A 22,258-nucleotide genomic window follows, 5' to 3' on the forward strand; every position below is an offset into this window, starting at 1 on the left:
CGCCGGTTAACGGCCGGTTAGATACGGAAGAAAGATGCCAAAACGCACAGACATTAAAAGCATTCTGATCATCGGTGCAGGCCCCATCGTCATCGGTCAGGCCTGTGAATTCGACTACTCCGGCGCCCAGGCGTGTAAAGCGCTGCGGGAAGAGGGGTTCCGGGTGATCCTGGTGAACTCCAACCCGGCCACCATCATGACCGACCCGTCTATGGCAGACGCCACCTACATCGAGCCGGTAGAGTGGAAGACCGTTGCCAAGATCATCGAGAAAGAGCGCCCCGACGCTATTCTGCCCACTATGGGCGGGCAGACCGCGCTGAACTGCGCCCTGGACCTGGACAAGCACGGCGTACTCAAGGAATTCGGCTGTGAGCTGATCGGTGCGGACAAAGACGCGATCGAGAAAGCGGAAGACCGCGACCTGTTCGACAAGGCGATGAAAGCCATCGGCCTGGAAACGCCGCGCGCGAAGATCGTCCATTCCATGGATGAGGCAAAGAAAGTACCGGAGGAATTCGGCTTCCCGGTGATCATCCGCCCGTCCTTCACCATGGGTGGCTCCGGTGGCGGTGTGGCCTACAACTGGCCGGAGTTCGAGGAAATCTGTAAACGCGGTCTCGACCTCTCCCCCACCAACGAGCTGCTGATCGACGAATCCCTGCTCGGCTGGAAAGAGTACGAGATGGAGGTGGTTCGCGATAAGAACGACAACTGCATCATCGTGTGTGCGATCGAGAACTTCGACCCCATGGGGGTGCACACCGGTGACTCCATCACCGTGGCGCCTTCGCAGACGCTGACCGACAAGGAATACCAGTTGATGCGCAACGCCTCCATCGCGGTATTGCGCGAGATCGGCGTGGAAACCGGCGGCTCCAACGTGCAGTTTGGTATGGATCCGAAAACCGGTCGCATGGTGGTGATCGAGATGAACCCGCGGGTATCCCGCTCCTCGGCACTGGCCTCCAAAGCGACCGGCTTCCCGATCGCCAAGGTCGCCGCCAAGCTGGCGGTGGGTTACACCCTGGACGAACTGCAGAACGATATTACCGGCGGTGCCACCCCGGCCTCTTTCGAGCCGAGCATCGACTATGTCGTGACCAAGATTCCGCGCTTCACCTTCGAGAAGTTCGGTGAAGCGGACGCGCGCCTGACCACGCAGATGAAATCTGTGGGTGAGGTGATGGCCATCGGTCGCAACTTCCAAGAGTCCCTGCAGAAAGCCCTGCGCGGTCTGGAAGTGGGCTCCTTCGGGTTTGAACCCAAGATTGATCCTTCCGAAGCGGGCTCCATCGAGCGTCTGCGTCGCGAGCTGTCCGTACCCGGCGCCGAGCGTATCTGGTATGTGGGCGATGCCTTCCGCGTCGGCATGACCATTGAGGAAGTCTACGAACTGTCTGGCATTGATCCCTGGTTCCTGGTGCAGATCAAGGAGCTGATGGAGATCGAAGAGCCGCTGAAGTCCATGCCGACTTCTGCTCTGGATACAGACACCATGCGCTTCCTGAAGCGCAAAGGCTTCTCCGACAAGCGCCTGGCGGACCTCCTCGGTGTGAGCCAGAAGACTGTGCGTGAATTCCGCCACAAGCTTGGCGTATTCCCATCCTACAAGCGTGTGGACACCTGCGCTGCGGAATTTGCCACCAGCACTGCCTACATGTATTCCACCTACGATGAAGAGTGCGAAGCCGAGCCGTCGGACAAGAAAAAGATCATGGTGCTTGGTGGTGGTCCCAACCGGATCGGCCAGGGTATCGAATTCGATTACTGCTGTGTGCACGCGGCGCTGGCCATGCGGGAAGACGGTTACGAGACCATCATGGTCAACTGTAACCCGGAGACGGTTTCCACCGATTACGACACCTCCGACCGCCTGTACTTTGAACCGGTCACCCTGGAAGACGTACTGGAAATCGTGCGCAAGGAAAAGCCCGCCGGCGTGATCGTTCAGTTCGGCGGCCAGACGCCGTTGAACCTGGCACGCTTCCTCGCCAACGAAGGCGTGCCCATCATCGGGACTACGCCGGAGCAGATCGACCGCGCGGAAGACCGCGAACGCTTCCAGCAGATGATCATGCGCCTGGGGCTCAAGCAGCCCCAGAACGCCATCGTGCGCTCCGAGTTTGAGGCGATTCAGCGCGCAAAAGAAGTGGGCTACCCGCTGGTGGTACGTCCTTCCTACGTGCTGGGCGGCCGCGCAATGGAGATCGTCTACAAGGAAGACGAACTCAAGAACTACATGAAGGAAGCGGTAGAGGTGTCCGACGAGGCGCCGGTACTGCTCGACCACTTCCTGGAGTCTGCCATTGAAGTGGATATCGACGCGGTATCCGATGGCAAAGACGTGGTGATTGGCGCAATCATGCAGCACATCGAACAGTGTGGCGTACACTCAGGTGACTCCGCCTGTTCCCTGCCGCCCTACAGCCTGCCCATGGACGTGCAGGACCGTATGCGCGAGGAAGTGAAGGCGATGGCCCGTGAACTGGGCGTTGTCGGCCTGATGAATACCCAGCTAGCGTATCAGGACGGAGAAATCTTTGTGATTGAGGTCAACCCGCGTGCCTCCCGTACCGTACCGTTTGTATCCAAGTGCATCGGTACCTCCCTGGCCAAGGTTGCCGCCCGGGTACAGGCCGGAATGAGCTTGGCGGAACAGGGCTTTAATGAGGAAATTGTGCCGGATTACTTCTCCGTGAAGGAATCGGTATTCCCGTTCAACAAGTTCCCGAAAGTGGACCCTATTCTCGGCCCGGAAATGAAATCCACCGGTGAAGTGATGGGGGTCGGTGAAACTTTTGCGGAGGCATTCGACAAAGGCCTGCTGGGTGCTGGCGACAAGTTGCCGGTTTCCGGCAAGGTATTCATCTCTGTGAAGGAAGTGGACAAGCCCGGTGCTGTGGATGTTGCCCGGGAGCTGGTCGGCCTCGGTTTTGAGCTGGTGGCCACCCGCGGAACCGCGAAGGTCTTGCAAGACGCGGATATTGCGGTTAAAACAGTGAACAAGATGAGCGAAGGCCGCCCGCATATCGTCGATATGATCAAAAACGACGAAATCGCGCTGGTCGTCAATACCACCGAAGGCCGTCAGGCCATTCGCGACTCTGCTGATATTCGCCGCAGTGCGGAGAATCACCAGGTCTGCTACACCACGACACTTGCCGCGGCCCAGGCGATGGCGATGGCGATGCAGATCAAGGAGCCGCAGAAGGTGCGTAGCCTGCAGGAATTACACCAGCGTGTGGTGCGACTGAAAGGCTGATTTTTGCTTCCTGGCCGGCCGTAAACTCTACGGCCATTGAAAAAGCTCTGCCGTTTGGCGGAGCTTTTTCGTTATTGAAACTTTTCGTTATTCGTTAAAAAAACGCTAACAAGAACACTGATATTCTGGAGGTTCCCGTGAACCGTGTACCGATGACTGTTGAAGGCGCAGAAGCTTTGCGCGCAGAACTGGAAGACCTGAAAAAAGTACAGCGCCCGGCTGTTGTGCAGGCGATTGCCGAAGCCCGCGAGCACGGTGACCTGAAGGAAAATGCCGAGTACCACGCGGCCCGCGAGAAGCAGGGTTTTATCGAAGGGCGTATTCAGGAAATCGAAGGCAAACTGTCCCTGGCGCAGGTTATCGATGTGAAAACCATCGAGCCTTCCGGCAAGGTGATTTTCGGTACTACCGTCACCATTATTCATATGGAGAACGATAACGAAGTGACTTATCGCATTGTCGGCGACGATGAGTCCGACGTGAAGCAGCACAAGATCTCCGTGAACTCTCCCATTGCCCGCGCATTGATCGGCAAGGAGATCGGCGATGTTGTGGTGGTGAATACGCCCAGCGGTGCAGTGGAGTATGAGATTGATGCAGTCGAGCACCTCTGAACAAGGGTGACTCCGTATGGAAAAGGGCGGCCATTTGGCCGCCCTTTTTGGTTTACGAGTACTCGAAGACTTTGCTTATTGCAGAACCACGGCACTATTGCCCGCGCCCACCTGTGTGACGATGGCGGTATCCCCGATACCTGTCTGGTTGACGTAGGCATTGTTGAGGATGCCGGTCTGGCTCACAATGGCTGAATGCCCGAGGCCCAGCTGGTTGATCACAGTACTGTTGAGCGCGCCAACCTGGCTGACGGCCGCGGAGTTAAACCATCCGGTTTGTGATACCCATGCCAGGTTCCCGTAACCGTCCTGCGAAATATCCGCGTGGTTGTAGTAACCCACCTGATTACCGGATGCATAGTTCATCAGCCCGCTTTGATTGAGGGTGATAGAGTGTCCGGTACCGAATTGTGATAGTTCTGCTTCGTGATCACTACCATTCTGGATCAGGTATACGTCGGAGTCTACAGTTCCGAAGCGAGTGACAAAGGCGTTGTGATAAGAACCGGATTGCTGGATCGAAGCTGTGTTACCGCTTCCGCCTACCTGCAGAACTGTTGCATTGTTGGCAGTACCCTGCTGCTGAATGATGGCGGTGTTGTTATTGCCTCCATACTGATATGTGTTGGCAATATTGCCAATCCCGTTCTGCTGGATGATCGCCGTGTTGTCGACGCCACCCTGCTGGAGAGAGTAGGCATTATTCAGCGCGCCCTGTTGCACCTGGATAATAGTGCTGTTGGACACGGATACCTGTTCGGCAAAGGCTTCATTTCCCAAGCCAGACTGGCTCTGCACAATGGTATTGGCCACTGCGCCGGAATCGCTCTGGTCTGCAACCGCAGTGTTGGTAATCCCGATCTGGCTGACCGTCGCCGTATTTTCCACTGCGAATGCTGCCCCGCTTAATGCGAGTAACATCGAGGTGGCGAGAGGAGCTAAGGGTTTCACAAGTATCTCCTTTACTTCTGGCCTCAAAGGAAGCTTGTGGAGTTACCTCTGTTTCATTGCCCTGAAAAAGTGGGCGGCCTTGCGGCCGCCCCAGGAGCTTGAAAGACAGGCTTCCAGATTACTGGGTGATAAGGCCGAAGTTGGCTACACCTACTTGTACCGCATTGGCGTTTTCGAACAAACCAACTTGAGTGGTCAGGTGGTTATTGAATACACCAACCTGGGTCGTCATGGAGTCATGACCGAGACCCAGTTGGAAGGTAGCTGCATTGTTCACGAAGCCCACCTGGAAAGTGGACTGATCGTTGAACGCACCCAGCTGCCCCACCAGAGCCAGGTTGCCCGCGCCAACTTGAGTGACAGAGGATGAGTTGCCCAGGCCAGCCTGGCCAACACCCGCGGTATTGGCAACGCCCACCTGCAGGATATCGGAATCCTGTGCAATGCCAGTTTGTACAGTGGTGGCATCGTTGGCGATACCGATCTGGGTGGTATTGGCAGTAGAGCCGAAGCTGGCTACTTGCAGGGTCAGTTGCGTGTTGTCGATACCGATTTGGGTCGCGTTGGCAGAGTTGCCGACACCCAGTGTCTGGATGGTGAAAGAATCGTTCAGTGCGCCGATCTGAGTGGTAGAAGCGCTGCTCAACAGCTGTGCTTGCTGCAGGGTGAAGGAATCGTTCAGAACACCAATTTGCAGGCTGGAGCTGCTGTTGAATGCACCGAATTCCTGCAGAGCGGTAGCGTCGTTCAGCACACCAACCTGAGTTTGATCAATGGTGCTGAGCAGTTGAACGTCTTGCTCTGCGTACGCTTGGTTGGCAATACCCACCTGCAGCTGATCGATCTGGTTGAACCAGGTAGCGGGACCGGTTTGATCAGCAATGGCACCGTTTGCGAGACCTATCTGAGTTTGATTAGCGGTGTTACCACCGGCGAAAGCGGCTCCACTAACAGCGAACAGTACTGCGGCGGCGATGGGGGAAAACGTCTTCATGAGTTGCTCCTTTACTTCGGACGTTAAAACAACCGGCCCCTGGGGGCTGATTGGCAATGGCGTAAAACTAGGCGCCATGTTGGTCTGGCCCTGAGCCTCTGGAACTCCGAAAGATCCGGCTCCTGACCGGTATTTCATCGATCGACTGCTACGATTGGGCGACACCAGACTCGATAGCATTTTCGCTATCAACCTGAGTAAGCACTCAGACCGCTCTGATCGATTGTATGATGGGTGGTCAATCTGAATTGATAGTGATCAATTTGATCGATAAATAACCATCATGTTTTTGAGTCTTGTTGCTCAAAGGGACGGGCGCTATGGGAGGGAAGTCACTAAACCCTAGGAAAAAAGTTCAGTTTTTAATCAGTTTTTGCTTGGATTGCGCCTAATTCATAACCAGAGGCTTGGTTGCAGGTGCCAATTTCTTGTCTGAAGGACCTTACTGAAGCAGCGGAAGGCAGCAACCGGATTAGGAAAGGAGATGGCTAGGAAAAAAGGAGATGAACCAGGAGAGGAGAACATTTCCTTGCGTAATTTGCGGATGAAAGAGGGGGTAGGGGTTACCGTTGCGGTAGAGCAGAACTCAATGGGAGAGTGATACGGAGTTGCCATTGCCGTACTGAGTGACAATGGCGGTGGAAGTGACGCCGGACTGGGAAATGGCGGTACTGTTCAGACTTCCGGACTGGCTGATGATGGCCTGGTGCCCGCCACCAAGACCGAAAGAGCCCTGTTGCACGACGGCCGAGCGATTGAATGATCCACTCTGGCTGGCGCTCAGTGTGTTGTAATTGTCTGCCTGCACCAAATCTACCTGATTCGCTAGACCACTCTGTAACAGCTCTGCCTCCTGCAGAGTGCCACTTTGTGTGGCGCGGGCGCGATTGAACCCACCTTCCTGCGCGGAGCTGAGAAAATGCGCGAATCCAGTTTGCGCCGCGCTTGTTGAATTGTCATTCCCTTCCTGGCGCGTAAAAATCTGGCCTCGGTGGCTCAAGTCCTGTTGTATTTCGGCTGTATTTGCCTGCCCCACCTGGGTAATTTGAATGGTACTGAAAGTGGCAATAATCTGCCGAGTATCGGCCTCATTGCCGAACCCACCCTGGCGGGTAATTACGGTGCTTTCATAAGTACTGGACTGCAAATTACGCGACGTATTTTGTGCCCCAACCTGCTGCACGTGAATCCTGTTAGCCCAGCCCCATTCCTGTTGTGCCCGGATGTCATTGAATGCTCCATCCTGAATCTGGATGATTTCGCTGCTGGATTCTCCCTCCTGAGTTGCCTCTACGGTGTTTTGAGCCCCTTCCTGCTGCTGGCTCTGCGTATTTCCATTCGTGTTGGGTGTGCTCTGACCGGAAATCGCGATATTGATGATACCGTCCTGCATCTGCTGTGCACGATTATCTTCAGCGAGTACCGGCCCTCCGGGTATCAGCAGGGCAATAAAAGTGGGCATGAAAATGGCCGGAAGCGTAAAACTTTTGTCTGTGCGCATAAATCTACACTTTGATGGGGAGGGTTGATTCGAACTTGTGGCTCTGATTTCAATCGTATTGATTGATCGTGGTATTCATCGAAACCCCGGTCTGGGTCACCGACGTGTGCAAACCGTTACCGCGCTGATTGATCGTAATCTGATGGTAAACACCAATTTGTTGGACATTGGCAGAGTTGTTGATGCCGTACTGGCGGATACCGGCCCTGTGACCGTAGCCCACCTGCTCGAGGAGGACCATGTTCTCATACCCGATCTGAACCAGTGCGGCGATATTGGACTCACCCTCCTGCTTGGAAAGGGTGCTGTTGGCCTCACCTGCTTGTGTGGCATACAGCACGTTTCCATGGCCGGATTGCAGTGAAGAGATATAGTTCACGGCGCCGGATTGATCGATAGAGGCGTGGTTGAAATTACCCTCCTGCAGGATCACCGCCAGGTTTGCCGCAGAATATCCTCCATACAGGTCCAGTTCACTGCCGATTGGCAACTCTGTGTCCGCTGATGTCTCCTGGGCCGCCAGCGGTGCGGAGAATATGATAACTGCTAAACAGGTAGCGTTGATGTACGCCCGGAATAGCGCTGATTCCCTAAACATTTTTCGGGTTGACTCGATTATAGAATGACTGTGTTTTCATTCAGGTAGTACTGAAGTACTGGATTATTGATATCTTCCGGATTCTGGAGCGCCCAGGAATTATTCACAATACCCTGGCCAATCAAATGGATAACGGCAGACTCCATCGCCGACAGCATTGCCAGCTGTGCGGGCTCGTTGGTAGTCGTGCCCATTTCAATTTCCAGCAGACGCTTGAATTTTATGTAGCGAAAAACATCCGCTCCGATTGCCTTGGAGTAGACGGTTTTAGATGTCAAAACGGTATGCAGTACCCGTCCGGAGCGAATATCTACAGCGCGTAGATTGACCGTGATCTGATCTACCCGATACTGTTCGTCGGCGCCGATGCCAAAATACCGCGCACCTGCCCCACCAGTGCGAATATTCGTGTCGTAGGCAACGATGCCTCCTTCCAGCAGCACATTGGCGGCCACCAGAGATGGCAGATTGGCATCGGCAGCATCGGGTTTCGCCAACGCGGCGCGAATAATCTTGCGCTCTGTCAGCAGGTTTTGCAGACCTTCGCGCTCAAGTGGAATAAACCAGCCCGATTCATTCAACACGTTCATCAACATTGAGGCCGCCCCCTGGGTGACTGCTGTAGAGAAACTGCTGGCAGGGGAGGGCTTGTACTGACCCGTCTGGTCGCGGAAGTTGTACACTGCTGCAAGTATTTTCCCTTTCGGCTGCGGCAGGTTGACCAGGTCGCGATATGTCGCTTTCCTGGGTGTCAATTGTGCATCGGTGCGCCCAGGGCCAAACAGCGCTTCACCGGTGTTTTTTACTGCGCTACACCCACTCAGGGTAAATGCGAGGGATATTGCGGCGATCGCAAGTTTGGAACCTCTAGTAAACATCTCACTTGTCTCCAGTATTATTTGCGGGCACTTCTATAAATCTACTGTGCGTGCGCCTGGTGGAGTCCGGCGGTGCTGGTACGCCAGCCCGGTCAGAATGCTCAGGTATGACTTATACACTCAGCTTCCTACGTTCCGGTGGCCACCACAGCCACCCGCACACTACGATTTCTAGAGGTGCCCTTACGATTATTAGGATCTATGAGTCAGCCCGGGATGCCTCTTGGGTTTTTCTGACGATGTGATTCCTTTGTCTGTCTATCCGTGTGTAATTTTCAGGGAAACGGTGGTGTTACGATTAGTTGGTGGGGTTCAGGCCACTCACTACAATTTCACTTTTGTCCCCGGTGGCGCGATCAGTGATCAGCACCGTTAATACCCCGTCGGTATCGACGATCTGTACGATAAAGTCATCTGTAATCAGCTCGCCGCTATTGCCATCACCAACATCCGTAAGAAGCTGATTGAGCAACCGGGTTTCCAGTGAATCAGAAAATCGGTCCAGGGCACTGGGTTGTTCATAAAGGTCTGCTGGACTGTTGGGGTCCTCGTGATCGTCCTGAGACTGAGCATTGGAGAGCAGGAAGCTGCCATTGAGGGGGTTGCCACCAAAGTTGGGATTGGTTGGCTCATAAATCAGTTCTGTCGCGAGCACTAGATTACTGCTCAGGGCAATGCAAGGTGCTAACGCGACCCCTGTTATTATTGCGCGCTTCATTAGAATTCATCCTTGGCTAGATCGTGGTGGTCTGTCAGGGCCTGCCGGATTTTTTCCTGCAGTACCATTTCGTGAATTTTCTGCGATGCCTGTTCTGCGAGATCCCGGATATTGTTGGTGCTGGGACTGATAAATTGCCGAAACACCGTTTTGTTGTTGTACGTAATCCAGATCAGGTTGCCCCAGCGGGCTGAAGGTCGCTCGTGAATACTGAGGTTGTAGGTGCTGTCCGGATAGTGCAGGTTGCGGTACTCACTCATGAATCGGGCCAGGTCATGTCCAGTTCGGGTGATGGTCTGGTCGATGTTGAATCCGCTGATCTCATCTTCAATGCGACCGCTGTCTTCTGTGGCTACCGCGGCTTCTTCCAGCGTTTTGTTGCTTTCATCTAGAGCTTGCGCCGCAGTGTCCAGTGACACGAGAAGAAACAGGAGCAGGCAGAGTCTCATATCTGCTCCGGCTGTAGATAGAGCTTGGCCCAGTTACTGGCCTGGACCCGGTTCTTGACACCAATCTTGCGAAAAATGTTGTACATGTGATTTTTTACGGTGTGCTCGCTTAAATGTAACTTGGAGGCAATGCTGCTGTTGGGCTCACCGGTAGTAAGTTGGGCGAGGATCTCTTGTTCCCGCCTGGTCAGCAGCAGGCGGTTTTTCAAGTCCTGACTACTGCCTTCTGCGCTGATTTGAATCGACTGGCGCAGCTGGCTGATTAGTTCCTTCTGGCTGGCGCGGTTGCTGCACAGAAAATGAATATTGTGCTCCGCCAATACTGACTTGGTTTGCAGTGGAATATTGGGGGAAAAATTGATTAGAAGGATCTTCGGGTGGCTCAATTTCTTGAGGGCTGTGTAGCCACCAGTAGTGGACTCATCTGCCAATGAAAAGCAGTCAACAACAACGGCCTCATAAAGATGCAAACAGTGCCTTTGCTTGCCGAATTCCGATTTCTCCCAGTTGAAGGGAAGAGATTCGGAAATAAGTGAATACAACAAGTCCCCATGCAGGCCGGAATTGCTCAAAAAGAGAATCGGCATATATAACCCCAGAATTGATTTTGTCGCCACTCAAGCTGTACTTCTCTGAAAAGAACTCTACGGCGCCATTTTTTATACGAGCTTTGATGTGACAAAAACTCGAAACTTTTCGTCGCTTGCTGCAATCTATCGCGGCGGAAATTGGTGCCGATGAGCCGAAAATCTCATCGCTTGAGAAATTTGTTTGGAGTGTAGTAGTGATTATCTATGGGTAAGAAAGTTTTGGTGACAGGCTCTAAGATTAATCTGGTGTAAAAGGAAATTTTCTAATAATTAAATAGTTGGAATGCTGATTTTTTAGATTGTTTCGTAATATTTTTCATTTTTTGCTAAGGGACGATTAGTTGAAATGGGGGTGCCGGAGGCGTACTGGTAGAATCGGAGACGGTGCAGGTGGAAGTGGAGGCGCAGCGCGCGGTCGCGGACCCTGTAACCGGGAACATTCCGTTCAGGTTAGGGATCAAGCTGCGGGATGTCGGTATCCTCAGGCTTAGTCTGGCACTGCTGGGAGTATCGCGGTAGTGATGAGGCTTTCTACCTTGTACTTCCGCAAACAGTTGGGCTGACGCTGAATTCCACCGAAAGGCGAACTTTCCGGCCATCAAAGCCCTCCAAGTGTGACTTTGCGGCGGATAAGATTGTCGACAGTTGGTACGATATCGATGTGCTTGTCAATGTCGACTTCTGCCATTGGCCCACAACCAACCTATAGCCCATTCAAGAACCCGTGAATAAGAAGTAATCAGACACCATGAGAGACTGAAGTAGGGTCTGTACATATTGACTGCAACCTGCCGAATGGCAGAAAAGGAGCTGTAGCATGACCGAACTTTTTCACAGTCTGCCGCCGTGGTTGTGGTTTATTGTCGCGCTGATTGCACTGTTTCTTGCCCGCAAGCCGGTCCATCAGGGCGTTTTCTCACTGGCCCGCTTTTTTCATCATTCTTTCCGCCTGGCAGCCAATGCGGTAGCTGCCACCGAGTTCCGGTTGCAACAGCGCAACCGGGAGGTATTGCTGGCCGTGGGGCGCGAGGCTACCGAGCGAAATATCGAGCGTGAGTTTGACCGCATCGAAGCGGCAATGAAGAAAGAGCTCAGTCAGTACCCGGATCTGCACCGCAAGCTCTGTGAACAACTGACAGTCATTGATCAAGACTACGTGCGGAGCTCTGAAGTGCCGCCGGAGCCCAGTAACTGGGCTAAGGCCATCCAAGCCGTAGCGGAAATTCCTGCGAAAAAAGACCCGGTAGTGGGGGATGTGCTGGAAACTATTCACGTCTCCATGCGCAAGGCGGAGGCCAAGGCGCTGGAAGCCTACCGTGAAGCCGCGCGGGAAAGGCATCAGCTGCTGAAGCGCATGATGCCCGCCTGGCGTTCGATCCTGAACAGCCTGGGCCGCGTGAATAAAACGTTCCTCAGTGTGCAGCAGCGGTCGAGTGTGGTGGATGGGCATATGGAGCGCTACGAGGAAATTCTGCAATCCAGCGACCGCGCGCAGCGTCTGCTGTCCTCATCTTCCCTCAGCCAGTTTTTCATTTCTGCGTTTGTTCTTGCGATAGGGGTGGGTGGGGTATTGATCAATTTCCACTTGATCGCGCGGCCGATGACCGAAATAGTGGGGGGTACCAGTTATATCGGCAGTTTCAAGGTCGCCGATATATCCGCGTTGGTGATTATTCTGGTTGAGATCACCATGGGTTTGTTTGTGATGGAGTGCCTGCGTATTACACGGCTGTTCCCGGTTATCGGTGCGCTCAGTGACAAGTTGCGTACACGTATGATGTGGTCTGCCTTCTTCCTGTTGTTCTCTCTCGCTACAGTAGAAGCGGGACTCGCGTTTATGCGCGAAATCCTGACGCAGGAAAATCTGGCAGTGAGTGCGCAGTTACATGGAGAAGCTCTGGCGGAACCTGCCGCTGGCGTCTACTGGATTACAACAGTGGCACAGATGGGAATGGGATTTATCCTGCCGTTTGCTCTGGCCTTTGTCGCTATTCCCCTGGAGAATTTCATTGCCACGACACGTACTGTGATCGGTGCGCTGTCTGCCTTTACTCTGCGTCTGATTTGCGTATTCTTGCGACTGCTGGGTGCCGGGCTACTGGGTGCAGGCAATATACTGGTCAGGGTCTACGATATCGTGATCTTCTTCCCGTTATGGCTGGAAAACCGCTATCTGAGCTGGCGTGAGAAAAGTGCACAAAAAGCGGAGCTGAACTCAATGGAAAAGATGGAGCAGCCTTCATGAAATTTCAGTTTATTCAGGGAATACCTGCAACATATCTCGCGACTCAGTTTCCGCTTCTGTGGTTGAGCAGCCGCGGGGAGCTCATTGTCAGAAAGCAGGTGTTTCAGCGGCAGGTCATCAATGATCTGGAACCCCTGGAGACGCTCTTTCACTGATGGCACCTTCTCTGGACATGGGGGGTGGGCGCCCGTTCGCTCCCGAGGCCGATCATCGTCCGCTGGTGATCGCCCATGGTGATGAGTCCGGCCAGGGATTGTTCCCGGGCAATACCCTGTTGTATCTACAGCAGATGGTGGCGCTTGGAGTGGGCGCCCTGGAAATGGACCTCAACCTCACGGCAGATAATCAGCTGGTGCTGATGCACGATCCTACGCTCGAACGCACGACTGATGGCCAGGGCCAAGTGAGGGAGCACAGCCTCGCGGAGTTGCGCCAACTGAATGCCGCCTATCATTGGCGGGCTGTGGATATCTCGGGTGAGCCCGGGCCATACCCCTATCGCGACAACTCCCTGCCCATTGTTACCATCGACGAGGTCTTCGAGGCCGTGCCAGATACCCCGAAGATCATCGAACTGAAAAACGATGATCCGGCGGCAGCCGAGGTGCTGAGCCGTGCAATCGACAACGCCCGCTGTCAGGATCGGGTGATTGTTTCCTCCTTCCACCAGGCCGTTATCAGTAGGTTTCGCGCTTTGTCTCCCACCGTTGCAACCGGCGCGACCATGAGAGAAGCGTTGAAGTTCTTCGTCGCCCAACTTGTCGGCGTCGAGCGATTGCTCAATCCCGCCTACCAGACCATGCAACTTCCCATGCGCTTTCATGGCATCCCGGTATTCACCCGCCGCTTTATCCGTGCCGCCCGCCGCCACCGCCTGCACCTCTCGGTCTGGACCGTGGATGAGGAGCTCGATATGCAGCGCTACATCGAATTGGGGCTGGATGGGATTGTCACCAATCGACCAGACAGGCTGCTGGCTCTGCGCTAGAGTAGGTGACGCAGACGATCCTGGCGCACTGCCAGGTCCGTAAAACGCAATCACAACACCTCTAATAAAATGCTGAAGAAAATCCTGTACTTACTGTTGCTGGCGATGGTGATATTTATCGGCTGGCGTTGGCTCGCCGCCAAACCTGCTCCAGATACCGGCTTACAGTTCCCTATTCCCGCCATCAACGACAGCGGCCAGCCGCGGCCACTGATTATTTCTCACGCCGACGACAGCGGGCAGGGCCTGTATCCGGGGAACACGCGGGAATTCCTGCAGCAGATGGCAGCCCTGAAAGTGGATAGTCTGGAGATGGACATCCACGCCACCGCTGATGGCGAACTGGTATTGATGCACGACGACACCGTGGACAGAACCACTGACGGCAACGGTGCGATCCGCGACCTGACCCTCGCGCAGTTGCGAGAACTCAATGTCGCTCACAACTGGACCCAGGATGGCAAAACATTTCCCTACCGGGAGAACCCCCAAAAAATCCTCACCCTCGATGAAGTATTTGAAACCTTCCCCAGATACCCCATGGTCATTGAACTCAAAACCCCCGATCCCGCAGCCGCAGATAGCCTCTGCCGCACCGTGCGCGCCTTCAACAAAAGCAACCAGGTAATCATCTCCTCCTTCCACCAACCCGCCATCGATGCCTTCCGAGAACACTGCCCCCACGTGGCTACCGGTGCGGGTTCCGATGAAGTGCGCCTGTTCGCGATTGCTTCCCGGTTAAAGGCCATGCGCCTGGTCACCCCGCGCTATCAGGCACTGCATATCCCGGTGGAGTACAACGGTATTAAATTGATTTCACCGGAATCCGTCGAACAGGCCCAGTCTCGCGGCATCCGGGTAGACGTGTGGACGGTCAATGAGGAGGAAGAGATGCGCAGACTGGCGGAAATGGGCGTAGACGGCATTATGACTGACAGGCCGGATCGCCTGCGCAAAGTACTGGATGAGATGGAGGCAGAAAAAAATTGAATGCGGAGATGCAGTAGCTCTTTTAGCCAGCTATCACTCTGTCTGGTGTGGGGACTCGCTTCCAGTTCAGTTTGGGTCTCTGAAGCCCCGCGCGCAGGTGCTGATACGGTGTATCACCTTCCGGGACCGTCTGCGGCCGGGACGGTCGCAGACGAGCCCCCATGGGCCGAAGGCGCCGCGCTGAAGCGGCCGGACTGGGTTTACGGCGTGTCCCGGAAGGCGATACACGGTAGCGGCACCGCCACTGCGCAAGGAAGTAGCTATACCTCTGGATCAGGAAAGAACAGTCCCACTCCATCAGTCTTCGCGCTTAACCCGGAACCACGCCGCATACAAAGCCGGTAAAAACAGCAAGGTCAGCGCCGTGGCTACAATCAGTCCACCCATGATCGCCACCGCCATCGGCCCGAAAAAGTCACTGCGTGAAAGCGGAATCATCGCCAGCACCGCCGTCAACCCGGTCAACACAATCGGCCGGAAACGGCGCACCGTAGACTCCACAATCGCCTCCCATTGAGAAAGTCCCTGGGCAATATCCTGTTCAATCTGATCCACCAGAATCACCGAGTTGCGCATGATCATCCCCGCCAGCGCAATCGTACCCAGCATCGCCACAAACCCGAATGGCTGATTGAATAACAGCAGGAACAAGGTCACCCCGATAATCCCCAGCGGTGCAGTAAGGAACACCATCGTCGCCAGAGAAAAGCGGCGCAGCTGTAACATCAGTAGGGTAAACACCACCAGCAGAAACAGGGGCATGCCCGCATTCACCGATTCCTGACCGCGGGCAGACTCCTCCACACTGCCGCCAATCTCCAGCAGGTAACCCGGTGGTAACTCATCGCGAATCTCCTGCAACTGCGGCCACACCGCATTCACCACCGTCGCCGGCAGCTGCTTGCCATAAATGTCCGCGCGCACTGTAACCGTAGGCAGGCGGTTGCGATGCCAGATCACCCCTTCCTCGAAACCGTACTCCAGCGTTGCGACCTGGTTCAGTGGCACACTGCGGCCGCTGCTGGTCTGTACCGCCAGGTGGCCCACTTGATGTAACGCATTGCGCTCGGTCTCGCCACCGCGCACCTGGACCCCGATCAGTTCATTGTCCTCGCGGAACTGGCCTACCGTCGTGCCGGACAGTGACCCTTCCAGTGCGCGCGACAGTCCGGCACTGCTGACCCCCAGGGCTCGCGCCCGGGCCTGATCTACATGCAGGCGCACGACTTTGCTCGGCTCCTCCCAGTCGAGGTGTACATTGGCCACCGCGGAGTTTTCACGTACCTTGTCTGCCACTGCTCGGGCAATCTTCCGAACCTCGGGTATGTGTTCTCCGGATACACGGAACTGCACCGGATACCCCACCGGCGGTCCATTCTCCAGTCGCGATATCCGCGTGCGCACACTGGGGAACTGCTCGCGTAAAGTGTCGATCAGCCAGCTGCGCACTTCTTCCCGCTCCTCCACCGAGCGGGTCAGCACCACGAGCTGGGCGAAGCTCGCCGCCGGTAGTTGCTGATCCAGCGGCAGATAAAAACGCGGCGAACCGGTACCCACATAGGCTACATAGTTTTCGACTTTCGGGTGCTGGGCCAGCAGGGTTTCAAGCCGCGTCACCTGCTCGCTGGTGGCATTGAGTGAGGCACCCTCGTTCAGTTTCAGGTCCACCATCAGCTCCAGCCGCGCAGAGGAGGGAAAGAACTGTTGCGGTACAAACCGGAACAGGAAAATCGCGCCGGCAAAGATCAGTACCGTTGCGAGCAGAACGGTTTTACGGTACTGCAGGCACCCGTTTACGACTTTGCGGAAGCGACGGTAGAAAGGCTTGTCGTAGGGATCTTGCTCTGCACCTTTACCCGATCCTTGATCACCGGTTTCCGCCGGAGATGGTAGCAGGCGTGCACCCAGGTAGGGGACGAATACCACGGCGGCCACCCAGGAGGCGAGCAGGGCCAGGGTAACGACCTGGAAAATCGAGCGGGTATATTCACCGGTGCCGGACTGCGCGGTGGCAATCGGCAGAAAGCCCGCCGCCGTGATCAGGGTGCCGGTCAGCATGGGGAAGGCGGTACTGGTCCAGGCAAAGCCGGCCGCCTTCAGCCGGCTGAGCCCCTGTTCCATTTTGATCGCCATCATTTCCACGGCGATGATGGCATCGTCCACCATCAATCCCAGTGCCAGCACCAGTGCGCCCAGGGAAATCTTGTGCAGGCCGATACCGAAGTAATGCATCAGCGCAAAGGTCATCGCCAGCACCAGGGGAATCGACAGGGCGACCACCAGCCCGGTGCGCACACCGAGGGAGAAGAAGCTCACCAGCATGACGATGATGAGCGCTTCGGCGAGCACCTTGACGAATTCTCCCACACTCTGCTGCACCGCCGCCGGCTGATCGGACACCTTGCTGAGTGTCAGGCCCAGTGGCAGGTCCTGTTGCAATTCGGCAAAGGTGGCATCGAGGTTTTCTCCCAGGGCGAGAATATCACCGCCTTTTTTCATCGACACGGCGATACCGATGGCGTTGTCGCCCATAAACCGCACTCGGGGCTGGGGCGGATCACTGAAGCCGCGATGGATATCGGCGATATCACCCAGCCGCTGGGTACGTTCACCGGCACGGATGGGAAAATCACGGATCTCTTCCACGGTGCGGAACTGGCCGCTCACGCGAATACGCACGCGGTCACTGCTGGCCTCCACAAAGCCCGCATCGGCGATGCTGTTCTGTCCCTGTAATGCGGACTGCACCGCACTCATGGGAATACCCAGTGACGCCAGCTTGGTATTGGAGATTTCAACCCAGATACGTTCGTCCTGTACGCCGAGCAATTCCACTTTACCCACGTCCTCTACCCGTTGCAGGGCCAGCTGCAGGCGGTCGGCGTAGTCTTTCATCAGGGCGTAGTCGAAACCGTCACCGGTGAGGGCGTAAATATTGCCGTAGGTGGTGCCGAACTCATCGTTAAAGAACGGTCCCTGGATATCTGGTGGGAGGGTGTGGCGGATGTCGCCGACTTTTTTACGCACCTGATACCAGAGATCGGGAATATCCTTGGAGCGCATATCGTCGCGGGCCATAAACATAACCTGGGATTGGCCGGGACGGGAGAAGGAGGTGATCTTGTCATAGTCCCCGGTCTCCATCAGTTTCTTTTCCACACGCTCTGTGATCTGTCGCGAGACTTCTTCGGCGCTGGCGCCGGGCCACAGGGTATTCACGACCATCACCTTGAACGTGAAGGGCGGGTCTTCGCTCTGGCCAAGCTGGGTGTAGGAAATGGCACCCATGATGCTGATGACCAGCATGGCGTAGAGTACCAGCGGGCGGTTTTTCAGCGCCCACTCGGAGAGGTTGAATCGCATGATTTAGTGGTCCGTACTCTTTGATTCGTTCTACGGCTAAAGCTGTTGAGTGGCGGTCTCACAAGACCACACCCGGTATCGACGCCTTCGCATGTGGCTAAGAAAGGCGCGTGACGCTATCCGTTTTTTCTCAGGGTTGTCCGGCAACCTCGAATTCGATGGGGCGGTTGTTGCGGTCTACCGGCCGTACCCGCTGGCCTTCCCGTACCAACTGTGTGCCGGCGGCGACAATCCAGTCGCGCGGGCTGAGCCCGGACTGGATCTGGGCGAACTCGTTGCCGTAGTTCGCGACCACGACGGGAGTTTTGACCAGCGTGAAATTGTGCTGGTCCAGCTTCCACAGGTGCGCGCTATCGCCATCGGCGGTGACGGCGGACATAGGTACGCTGAGCAGTGGTGCGCCAATGGTGTTCTGCACATACACCCGTGCACTCTGTCCCAGTTCTGCATCTGCGGAAGAGTTGTCGAAGGCCACCCGGGCTTCATAGGTACGCAGGGTGGGGTCGGCGGCGGGGGAGAGTTCGCGGATCTGGCCGCTGTAGGGCTCGCCCGGACGCGACCAGAGTTCCAGTGTTACCGGCTGGCCCACTTTGAAGCGGGCGATATTCTGTTCTGGCAGGTCGATGCGTATTTCCCGTTCGCCCTCGGCTGCGAGGGTGAATACGGTCTGGCCCGCATTCACCACCTGGCCGGCTTCCACCATACGTTGGGCAATAACACCGTCGCGGGGGGCTTTCAGTACTGCATAGGCGGCCTGGTTCTCCGCTACTTCCAGTTGGGCGCGGGCCTGTCTGAGCTGCGCGGCGCTGGCGTCCAGGCGGGTTTTGACCGCGTCGAAGCGGGATTCTCCCACCAGCTTGCGTGCCAGTAGTTCCTCATATCGGGTGTGCTCGCTTTTGGCATTGCGGTGTTCGGCCTCGGCGGCGGTGAGCTGAGCGCGGGCGCTATCACGCTGCAGCAAAAGGTCTTCCGCGTCCAGCTGCGCCAGCGGTTGTCCCTTTTTTACCCGGTCCCCCACCTGTACGAGCCGGCGGGTTACCTCACCACCAACCCGGAATGCCAGCGCGGGTTCATGGCGCGCACGCACCTCGCCGGGATAGACCGCAAGCTGGCCTTCGGCAGCGGTGGGTTGGACCACTACGGCGGGGCGGGGCGGCTTCTGCTGATTGGACTCCGGCGGAGAGCACGCGGTGAGCGACACACCCAGCGCAGCGGTCAGCAGCAGGCCGAGGGCAGGTCGACTGGCGGATTGGAAGCGGTTCATGGTTACCTCGTTCCTTGCGGTTGTTGGTGGAGAGCGACTGCCGACCAACCGGAGTTGTCGGCCAGATGGCGAAAAAGTGCCACATCGCCGTATCGCTTCCCGGGAAACTGGTACAGTAGTCTCTATACCCGCTATTCGAAGCGGGCCAAGCTTAATTGCTATACTATTGAGTATAGTAAATATATTGAACTGGAGAGTCCACTAATTCAGTGGCGGTGTGCGCCTGTTTCTACACAGATCTGTGCTCCTTCGCGGGTGCGATAGGGATCGGAGACGCGGCCGGCAAAATGATGACAACCATGAGCGAACAGACTTCCCCTACATCGGCAGAGCCCCCAGCGGGCCGTGGTCGCCCCAAAGACCCCGCCAAGCGACATGCGATTCTGGATGCGGCCAAATCCCTGTTTCTGACCCACGGCTTCACCAGCACCAGCATGGATGCCGTGGCCCGGGAGGCGGGCGTCTCCAAGTTGACGGTGTACAGCCATTTCTCCGGCAAGGAGGCCCTGTATTTCGCCGCGATTGAGGCCAAGTGCGAAAATTTGATGCCGTTGCCGATGTTCACCCTTGAACCCGGTGGTTCGGTGGCGGAAATGCTGCAGAACATCGGCGAAGCGTTTCTGGAGATGGTCTACAGCGAAGACTCGATGCGTCTGATCAACGCCATCGGTGCCGATGACCCGAAAATGGCGCGACTCTTTTGCGAGGCGGGCCCGCAACGAACCCAGAGCGCCATGGTCAGTTTTTTCCAGCGTGCCAACGAGTTGCAGCAGCTACAGGTGCCGTCCCCGGAGCGTGCGGTGGAGTTGTTTTTTGGCATGTTACAGGGGGGCTGCCGGCATCTCCAGATCATGCTTGGGTGCCGTCCTCCTCCTAGCAGGGAAGAGAGCCGGGAGCATGTGGCGGAAGCGGTGCGGATATTCTTGCGCGCGTTCGGTGTTTGAACTGGTGGGATACGCTGTTGGTTCGGGAGAAAAAAGGCCCGCATGGAATATCCATGCGGGCCTTTTTTATTTGATAGGTCCCGGGGAGAATCACGTACGGATCTTGTAACCAGTGCGGAATATCCACCACACGCTGAACATACACAGCAGTAAAAACAGTATCGTCATTCCCAGGCTGATGCCCACGTTCACATCCGCCACGCCGTAAAATGCCCAGCGGAAACCACTGATCAGGTACACCACCGGGTTGAACAGGGTCACCTTCTGCCAGAATTCCGGCAACATATTGATGGAATAGAAGGCGCCGCCGAGAAAAGTCAGCGGCGTGATCACCATCAGCGGAATGATCTGCAGTTTCTGGAAATCGTCCGCCCATACGCCGATGATAAACCCGAACATACTGAAGGTGACTGCAGTGAGGATCAGGAAGCCGAACATCCAGAACGGGTGCGCAATCTCATAATCCACAAAAAAGCGTGCGGTAATCAGAATCAGGATGCCGATAATCACCGACTTGGTCGCCGCCGCGCCCACATAGCCGGCGACAATCTCGAACGCCGAGACAGGTGCCGATAGTACTTCGTAAATGGTGCCGCTGAACTTGGGAAAGAAGATCCCGAACGAGGCGTTGGAAATACTCTCGGACAGTAACGACAGCATGATCAGCCCCGGGATGATAAATGCCCCGTAACTCACACCCTCAATATCTCCCAGGCGGCTGCCGATGGCGGTGCCGAACACGATAAAGTACAGGCAGGTGGATATCACCGGCCAGGCGATGCTTTGCATCAGGGTGCGCGCAGTGCGGGCCATTTCAAATTTATAGATGGCGCGGATGCCGTAAATATTCATGGTGTTTTTCTCCTTCACCCGGCCTGCAGTCGCTCGTTCTGGTTCTGATGTACCAGATTGACAAAAATTTCTTCCAACGAACTCTCGCTGGAGTGCAGGTCCCGGAATTCGACACCTTGCTGGTTGAGGCTGCGCAACAGCTCGGCGATACCGGTTTGCTCACGTTGGGTATCAAAGGTGTAGATCAGCTGGTGACCGTCATCTGCCAGTTCCAGGTCAAACTCCGCCAACGCCTCTGGCAGTGTCTGTAGCGGATTCTGCAAATGGACCGTCAGCTGTTTTTTGCCCAGTTTGCGCATCAGGGTGTGTTTATCTTCTACCAGTACCAGCTGGCCGTGGTTGATTACCCCGATACGGTCCGCCATTTCCTCGGCTTCCTCGATGTAATGGGTGGTGAGAATAATGGTTACGCCATTCTCGCGCAGCTCCCGCACCATTTCCCACATATCCCGGCGCAGCTCCACATCCACACCGGCGGTGGGTTCGTCGAGAAACAGGATCTTGGGCTCGTGGGAGAGGGCCTTGGCAATCATCACCCGGCGTTTCATACCGCCGGACAAGGCCATGATTTTGCTGTCGCGCTTTTCCCACAGGGAGAGCTGACGCAGGATTTTTTCGATATAGGCGGGGTCTGGGGCCTTACCAAACAGGCCGCGGCTGAAGTTGACCGTTGCCCAGACACTTTCGAAGGAGTCGGTGGAAAGTTCCTGAGGCACCAGGCCGATCTTGCTGCGGGCGTGGCGAAACTCGCGCTGGATATCGTGCCCGTCCGCAAGCACGGTGCCGACACTGGAATTGACGATGCCGCAGATGATACTGATCAGTGTGGTCTTGCCGGCGCCGTTGGGGCCGAGCAGGGCGAAGATTTCACCACGCTCAATATCGAGGTCGACGGACTTGAGTGCGGTAAAACCGCCGGCATAGGTTTTGCCGACGCCCTGGATGGAGATAATTGGTTGCACGCTTCCCCCTTTTGGAATTCGCTAGCGCCGGCTATTTTGCCCTGAAGGCGGTGGCCGGCGCCACTCGAAACAGTGAAAAGCGTGTTCTTCAG

18 protein-coding genes are annotated in these 22,258 nt (G+C 55.8%); 6 read left to right on the forward strand and 12 right to left on the reverse strand.

The annotated features are described in order from the left end of the window. The first annotated feature begins 34 nt into the window (after positions 1–34). Together carB and greA are read left to right on the forward strand one after the other, a co-directional pair. Positions 35–3,265: a carbamoyl-phosphate synthase large subunit gene (carB, locus tag LPW13_RS01120; protein ID WP_230437614.1), complete on the forward strand. Its 3,231-nt coding sequence runs from the start codon at positions 35–37 to the stop codon at positions 3,263–3,265. A 137-nt stretch (positions 3,266–3,402) separates the two neighbouring features. Further along, complete coding sequence (gene greA / locus LPW13_RS01125; RefSeq protein ID WP_230437615.1) at positions 3,403–3,879, forward strand: transcription elongation factor GreA; 477 nt, start codon at positions 3,403–3,405, stop codon at positions 3,877–3,879. Between the two features lie 75 nt (positions 3,880–3,954). Here greA and LPW13_RS01130 read toward each other — a convergent pair whose 3' ends face one another. From LPW13_RS01130 to LPW13_RS01165, 8 genes are all read right to left on the reverse strand, one after another. Then, positions 3,955–4,830, reverse strand: a complete 876-nt coding sequence (locus LPW13_RS01130) for a hypothetical protein (RefSeq protein WP_230437616.1) — start codon at positions 4,828–4,830, stop codon at positions 3,955–3,957. Between the two features lie 118 nt (positions 4,831–4,948). Beyond that, positions 4,949–5,824 carry a hypothetical protein gene (locus LPW13_RS01135; RefSeq protein ID WP_230437617.1) on the reverse strand — a complete coding sequence of 292 codons (876 nt, stop codon included), beginning with the start codon at positions 5,822–5,824 and terminating at the stop codon, positions 4,949–4,951. Positions 5,825–6,410: 586 nt separating this feature from the next. Beyond that, positions 6,411–7,325: a hypothetical protein gene (locus tag LPW13_RS01140; protein ID WP_230437618.1), complete on the reverse strand. Its 915-nt coding sequence runs from the start codon at positions 7,323–7,325 to the stop codon at positions 6,411–6,413. A gap of 49 nt (positions 7,326–7,374) precedes the next feature. Further along, entirely contained in the window at positions 7,375–7,815 is a 441-nt protein-coding gene (locus LPW13_RS01145) for a hypothetical protein (protein WP_230437619.1), read from the reverse strand. Between the two features lie 125 nt (positions 7,816–7,940). Then, positions 7,941–8,801, reverse strand: coding sequence for a CsgG/HfaB family protein (locus LPW13_RS01150; RefSeq protein ID WP_230437620.1), 861 nt, complete (start codon positions 8,799–8,801; stop codon positions 7,941–7,943). A 298-nt stretch (positions 8,802–9,099) separates the two neighbouring features. After that, the gene (locus LPW13_RS01155; protein WP_268932661.1) at positions 9,100–9,519 is read right to left on the reverse strand and encodes a curli assembly protein CsgF; all 420 of its coding nucleotides are present in this window, start codon (positions 9,517–9,519) and stop codon (positions 9,100–9,102) included. After that, positions 9,519–9,968, reverse strand: coding sequence for a curli production assembly/transport protein CsgE (locus LPW13_RS01160; protein ID WP_230437622.1), 450 nt, complete (start codon positions 9,966–9,968; stop codon positions 9,519–9,521). Before LPW13_RS01160 ends, LPW13_RS01155 begins: the two co-directional genes overlap by 1 nt. After that, complete coding sequence (locus LPW13_RS01165) at positions 9,965–10,555, reverse strand: response regulator transcription factor (RefSeq protein ID WP_230437623.1); 591 nt, start codon at positions 10,553–10,555, stop codon at positions 9,965–9,967. The genes LPW13_RS01160 and LPW13_RS01165 overlap by 4 nt, the downstream gene beginning before the upstream one ends. 820 nt (positions 10,556–11,375) lie before the next feature. Between LPW13_RS01165 and LPW13_RS01170 the strand changes: the two genes are divergently transcribed. The 3 genes from LPW13_RS01170 (at position 11,376) to LPW13_RS01180 (ending at position 14,781) form a co-directional block, all read left to right on the forward strand. Then, positions 11,376–12,803, forward strand: coding sequence for a DUF5129 domain-containing protein (locus tag LPW13_RS01170; protein ID WP_230437624.1), 1,428 nt, complete (start codon positions 11,376–11,378; stop codon positions 12,801–12,803). 154 nt (positions 12,804–12,957) lie between these two features. Then, a complete protein-coding gene (locus LPW13_RS01175) occupies positions 12,958–13,791 on the forward strand; it encodes a glycerophosphodiester phosphodiesterase (RefSeq protein ID WP_230437625.1) in 834 nt (277 codons plus the stop codon). A gap of 69 nt (positions 13,792–13,860) precedes the next feature. Continuing rightward, positions 13,861–14,781 carry a glycerophosphodiester phosphodiesterase gene (locus LPW13_RS01180; RefSeq protein WP_230437626.1) on the forward strand — a complete coding sequence of 307 codons (921 nt, stop codon included), beginning with the start codon at positions 13,861–13,863 and terminating at the stop codon, positions 14,779–14,781. Positions 14,782–15,078: 297 nt separating this feature from the next. Here LPW13_RS01180 and LPW13_RS01185 read toward each other — a convergent pair whose 3' ends face one another. Together LPW13_RS01185 and LPW13_RS01190 are read right to left on the reverse strand one after the other, a co-directional pair. Continuing rightward, positions 15,079–18,144, reverse strand: coding sequence for an efflux RND transporter permease subunit (locus LPW13_RS01185; protein WP_230437627.1), 3,066 nt, complete (start codon positions 18,142–18,144; stop codon positions 15,079–15,081). Between the two features lie 130 nt (positions 18,145–18,274). Next, positions 18,275–19,408, reverse strand: a complete 1,134-nt coding sequence (locus LPW13_RS01190; RefSeq protein ID WP_230437628.1) for an efflux RND transporter periplasmic adaptor subunit — start codon at positions 19,406–19,408, stop codon at positions 18,275–18,277. 287 nt (positions 19,409–19,695) lie between these two features. Between LPW13_RS01190 and LPW13_RS01195 the strand changes: the two genes are divergently transcribed. Continuing rightward, a complete protein-coding gene (locus tag LPW13_RS01195) occupies positions 19,696–20,352 on the forward strand; it encodes a TetR/AcrR family transcriptional regulator (RefSeq protein ID WP_230437629.1) in 657 nt (218 codons plus the stop codon). Between the two features lie 90 nt (positions 20,353–20,442). Here the strand turns inward: LPW13_RS01195 and LPW13_RS01200 are convergent, their stop codons facing one another. Beyond that, positions 20,443–21,204 (reverse strand): ABC transporter permease, encoded by a 762-nt coding sequence (locus tag LPW13_RS01200; protein WP_230437630.1) that lies wholly within the window; start codon positions 21,202–21,204, stop codon positions 20,443–20,445. Positions 21,205–21,218: 14 nt separating this feature from the next. Continuing rightward, positions 21,219–22,166: an ABC transporter ATP-binding protein gene (locus LPW13_RS01205; protein ID WP_230437631.1), complete on the reverse strand. Its 948-nt coding sequence runs from the start codon at positions 22,164–22,166 to the stop codon at positions 21,219–21,221. Positions 22,167–22,258 lie beyond the last annotated feature (92 nt).

Origin of the sequence: Microbulbifer celer (assembly GCF_020991125.1) — a bacterium.
Lineage (GTDB): Bacteria > Pseudomonadota > Gammaproteobacteria > Pseudomonadales > Cellvibrionaceae > Microbulbifer > Microbulbifer celer.

Excerpts from the sequence above, each read along its gene's own strand:
- carB (WP_230437614.1), top strand. The coding sequence starts at position 35 with ATGCCAAAACGCACAGACATTAAAAGCATTCTGATCATCGGTGCAGGC.
- LPW13_RS01135 (WP_230437617.1), bottom strand. The coding sequence starts at position 5,824 with ATGAAGACGTTTTCCCCCATCGCCGCCGCAGTACTGTTCGCTGTTAGT.
- LPW13_RS01140 (WP_230437618.1), bottom strand. The coding sequence starts at position 7,325 with ATGCGCACAGACAAAAGTTTTACGCTTCCGGCCATTTTCATGCCCACT.
- LPW13_RS01150 (WP_230437620.1), bottom strand. The coding sequence starts at position 8,801 with ATGTTTACTAGAGGTTCCAAACTTGCGATCGCCGCAATATCCCTCGCA.
- LPW13_RS01155 (WP_268932661.1), bottom strand. The coding sequence starts at position 9,519 with ATGAAGCGCGCAATAATAACAGGGGTCGCGTTAGCACCTTGCATTGCC.
- LPW13_RS01160 (WP_230437622.1), bottom strand. The coding sequence starts at position 9,968 with ATGAGACTCTGCCTGCTCCTGTTTCTTCTCGTGTCACTGGACACTGCG.
- LPW13_RS01165 (WP_230437623.1), bottom strand. The coding sequence starts at position 10,555 with ATGCCGATTCTCTTTTTGAGCAATTCCGGCCTGCATGGGGACTTGTTG.
- LPW13_RS01170 (WP_230437624.1), top strand. The coding sequence starts at position 11,376 with ATGACCGAACTTTTTCACAGTCTGCCGCCGTGGTTGTGGTTTATTGTC.
- LPW13_RS01175 (WP_230437625.1), top strand. The coding sequence starts at position 12,958 with ATGGCACCTTCTCTGGACATGGGGGGTGGGCGCCCGTTCGCTCCCGAG.
- LPW13_RS01180 (WP_230437626.1), top strand. The coding sequence starts at position 13,861 with ATGCTGAAGAAAATCCTGTACTTACTGTTGCTGGCGATGGTGATATTT.
- LPW13_RS01185 (WP_230437627.1), bottom strand. The coding sequence starts at position 18,144 with ATGCGATTCAACCTCTCCGAGTGGGCGCTGAAAAACCGCCCGCTGGTA.
- LPW13_RS01190 (WP_230437628.1), bottom strand. The coding sequence starts at position 19,408 with ATGAACCGCTTCCAATCCGCCAGTCGACCTGCCCTCGGCCTGCTGCTG.
- LPW13_RS01195 (WP_230437629.1), top strand. The coding sequence starts at position 19,696 with ATGATGACAACCATGAGCGAACAGACTTCCCCTACATCGGCAGAGCCC.
- LPW13_RS01200 (WP_230437630.1), bottom strand. The coding sequence starts at position 21,204 with ATGAATATTTACGGCATCCGCGCCATCTATAAATTTGAAATGGCCCGC.